Below are 3202 nucleotides of genomic sequence, written 5' to 3'. Positions count from 1 at the left end.
GGAGGTCCGGCCGGCGCCTCGACCGGACCTCCGCTCCGCTACTCCTTCGCCCTGCGGCTCAGCCAGTTCCGCCAGGACCTCTGGGGTGGTTCCGCCTCGCCTTTCGGCGGCGGTTGGTGCGGCATGGGCGTATTCCCGTCCGGGTGGGGCGCACTGCCTGTCTCCCGGGCCTCGTCCAGTGCGAGGATCAGGCTCATCCGGTGCCACAGCAGCTCGTCCGGGTTGTCCGCGGCCAGCAGATGCTGCGTCGCTTCCCACGCTCCGGGTGAATGCGGACGGCCCGGTGCGAAGTCGGGCCGGAGTTTGCGCAGATACGCCCGCTCGTAGGGGTCGTCGACGACTTCGGCCAGTTGTACCGGGTCGAGTACGCAGGCCATGACGGCCGCCCGCGCCCAGGCGTCCTCCGTCTGGCGCAGGAGAAGTCCCAGGCGACGGCCGCGCCAGTTGCGGGGACGCCAGTCCTCCCCCGCGTCGATCAGCGCGCGGGAGCTCTTGGGTGTGGTGCCGGTGAGAAGCTCCGGGTCCCTGGAGGCGAAGGCTTTCAGCTCTTCTGCCAGATAGAGCCAGACGACGGCCCGGTACCGGTTCAGATAGAAGCGGACCGGTGTGACATGGCCCGTGCGGGCCAGATTGGTGAACCGTGTCGCGCTGATCCCGATCAGCTCCGCGCCGTCCGCCGTCCCCACGGTGCGTACCCGCTCCCGGAGGGTGTCGGGGAAGCCGTCCTGGCCTCGGAGGCGGTCGATCTCCCCCGGCGCCACACGACGGCGCGCATCTCCTGGCTCCGTCACCGTCCGGATGTGGCCGAGCTGGACCGCGAGATCTAACTCACCGCGCTTCAGCATCAGTTCTTGTGCGGCGCGTGCGGCGGACAGCGGCTTCGCGCCCGCGCCCGTCCCGGCCTTCGTGCGGAGTTGTTCCTTTACGGTCATGTGGTCCTCCCCCGTGAGCGATGAATACTCTCGGTGACGACCGTAGCCCGGCGGGACATATCCCGCCGGGCCTGTGGATAACTCCTCGGCCCGTCGCAGCAGGGCTGCGCCTACTGCCTGGCCGACACCCCCAGATGCTCGCCCACCCGGTTGACCAGGCGTGTCATCTCGTACGCGATCTGGCCGATGTCGGCCTCCGCGCTGCTCAGGACACAGAGGCAGCTGCCGTCCCCGGCCGCGGTGACGAAGAGGACCCCTTCATCGAACTCGACCATCGTCTGCCGCACCTTGCCGGCCCTGAAGTGACGCCCCGACCCCTTGGCGAGGCTGTGCAGACCCGAGGAGACGGCGGCCAGGTGCTCCGCGTCCTCCCGCGCCAGCCCGGTGCTCGCGCCGGTCACCAGCCCGTCGTTCGACAGCACCAGGGCATGCCGTACGTGCTCGACCCGCTTGGTCAGGTCGTCCAGAAGCCAGTCGAGTCCCTTGTCCAGCGCCATGTGCGCGGCCCTCCCCGTTCATTTGTTCCCCGTAACCCACGTTCGCCCCGCCAGCCTTCACCACGGCAGCTCCGCGGGCAAGCGGCGCCACACTGGTTGATGATGTGCGCATGGCACAGAAAATGACCGAGGACCAGTGGCGGGCGTTCGTCTCGGAGTCCACGCGTACCGGAAAACTCTCGACCGTACGGGCCGACGGCAGTCCGCACATCGCCCCCGTCTGGTTTCTGCTGGACGGCGACGATCTCGTCTTCAACACCGCCAAGGAGTCCGTCAAGGGACGCAATCTGACGCGCGACGGGCGCGTGGCGCTCTGCGTGGACGACGACCGGCCCCCTTTCGCGTTCGTCGTCATCCGCGGACAGGCCGAGATCGTCGAGGAGTTGAGCGAGGTCCGTCTCTGGGCGTCACGGATCGCGGCCCGGTACATGGGTGAGGACCGGGCCGAGGAGTTCGGGGCGCGCAACGGCGTGCCGGGTGAGCTCCTCGTGCGGGTACGGATCGAGAAGGTGCTGGCCCAGGCCGCGGTGTCCGACTGATCAGCCGACCGAGTCGAGCAGCCGGGCGGTGTGCATCCGCCCGGCGTACTCGACCAGACGGACCAGGACCTCCTTGCCCGAGTCGCGGTCGCGTGCGTCGCAGAGGACGACGGGGGTTCCTCGGTCGAGGTCGAGGGCGCGGGAGACTTCGTGCGCGCCGTAGGCGCGGGCTCCGGTGAAGCAGTTGACGGCGACGACGAACGGGATGCTCCGGTGCTCGAAGTAGTCGACGGCGGGGAAGCAGTCCTCGAGGCGGCGGGTGTCGGCGAGGACGACGGCCCCCAGGGCCCCTTGGGAGAGTTCGTCCCACAGGAACCAGAAGCGGTCCTGTCCCGGGGTGCCGAAGAGGTACAGGGAGAGACCGGCGCGGATGGTGATGCGGCCGAAGTCCATGGCGACGGTCGTGGTGGTCTTGTGGTCGAGACCGTCGGTGTCGTCGACGGTCTGCCCCGCCTCGCTGAGGAGTTCCTCGGTGCGCAGCGGGCGGATTTCGCTGACGGCGCCGACCAGGGTGGTCTTGCCGACCCCGAAGCCGCCCGCGACAAGGATCTTCAGGGCGAGGGCGGTGTTCTGCCCTCCAGTGGTGTCAGAGCGCTCGAAGCCCATCGATGACCTCTCTCAGGATCTTCTCGTCGGGTAGCTGTGCGGGTGGTACGGGGTGGGCGACGGTGACCTGGCCCGCTTCGAGCAGGTCACCGATCAGGACGCGGACGACGCCGACGGGCAGGTCGGCGCCGGCCGAGAGTTCGGCGACGGACTGGGTTTCGGTCCGGCACAGGGAGAGCAGGGTGCGGTGTTCGGGCCCGAAGAGCGACTCCTCGGAGGCGGCGGGCGCGTTCGCGTCGAGCGTGACGAGCGCGATGAGGTCCAGGAGTACCCCGCTGGGTCCCGACGTCGTACGGCCGCCGGTCATGGCGTAGGGGCGCACCAGCGGACCGGCGTCGGCGTCGTACCAGCGGCTGCCCTGCTGTTCCTGCCCCGGTCCCGGGCCGCTGTCGGCGGTGTCGTGGGTCATGTCAGGCGCGGCGGGGTGCGCAGGTGTTCTCCGACGCGCTTGACGAGGCGGGCCATCTCGTACGCGATGAGCCCGATGTCGGCGGTTACGGAGCTGAGGACGGCCAGGCAGGAGCCGTCGCCGGCGGCTGCGACGAAGAGGAATCCGTCGTCCATCTCGACCAGCGTCTGGCGTACCGCGCCGGCGTGGCAGTTCCGCGCCGGCGCGGTACGCCAGACG

Annotated in this window: 6 protein-coding genes; 1 reads left to right on the top strand and 5 read right to left on the bottom strand. The window is 69.6% G+C overall.

Annotated elements, in window-relative coordinates; all coding sequences use genetic code 11:
* Positions 1-38: 38 nt before the first annotated feature.
* On the bottom strand, positions 39-932 hold the full coding sequence (locus J0695_RS37645; protein WP_206969291.1) for a DUF6397 family protein: 894 nt from the start codon (positions 930-932) through the stop codon (positions 39-41).
* Positions 933-1042: 110 nt separating this feature from the next.
* Positions 1043-1429, bottom strand: coding sequence for a roadblock/LC7 domain-containing protein (locus J0695_RS37640; protein WP_206969286.1), 387 nt, complete (start codon positions 1427-1429; stop codon positions 1043-1045).
* Positions 1430-1539: 110 nt separating this feature from the next.
* Here J0695_RS37640 and J0695_RS37635 point away from each other — a divergent pair, with 110 nt between their 5' ends.
* Positions 1540-1968 (top strand): PPOX class F420-dependent oxidoreductase, encoded by a 429-nt coding sequence (locus J0695_RS37635; RefSeq protein ID WP_206969285.1) that lies wholly within the window; start codon positions 1540-1542, stop codon positions 1966-1968.
* On the opposite strand, the gene J0695_RS37630 is transcribed toward J0695_RS37635, so the two are convergent.
* The 3 genes from J0695_RS37630 to J0695_RS37620 form a co-directional block, all read right to left on the bottom strand.
* Positions 1969-2574 carry a GTP-binding protein gene (locus tag J0695_RS37630; RefSeq protein ID WP_206969284.1) on the bottom strand — a complete coding sequence of 202 codons (606 nt, stop codon included), beginning with the start codon at positions 2572-2574 and terminating at the stop codon, positions 1969-1971.
* Positions 2555-2983 (bottom strand): DUF742 domain-containing protein, encoded by a 429-nt coding sequence (locus J0695_RS37625; protein WP_206969283.1) that lies wholly within the window; start codon positions 2981-2983, stop codon positions 2555-2557. Before J0695_RS37625 ends, J0695_RS37630 begins: the two co-directional genes overlap by 20 nt.
* Positions 2980-3202: roadblock/LC7 domain-containing protein (locus J0695_RS37620; protein ID WP_206969282.1), on the bottom strand; the 223-nt coding region annotated here is incomplete at its 5' end. The genes J0695_RS37625 and J0695_RS37620, both read right to left, overlap by 4 nt.

It is taken from the genome of Streptomyces beijiangensis (genome assembly GCF_017315755.1).
In the GTDB taxonomy this organism is placed as follows: domain Bacteria; phylum Actinomycetota; class Actinomycetes; order Streptomycetales; family Streptomycetaceae; genus Streptomyces; species Streptomyces beijiangensis.
The sequence above is the reverse complement of the archived record's forward strand: the minus strand, read 5'-3'. Positions and strand labels throughout refer to the sequence as shown.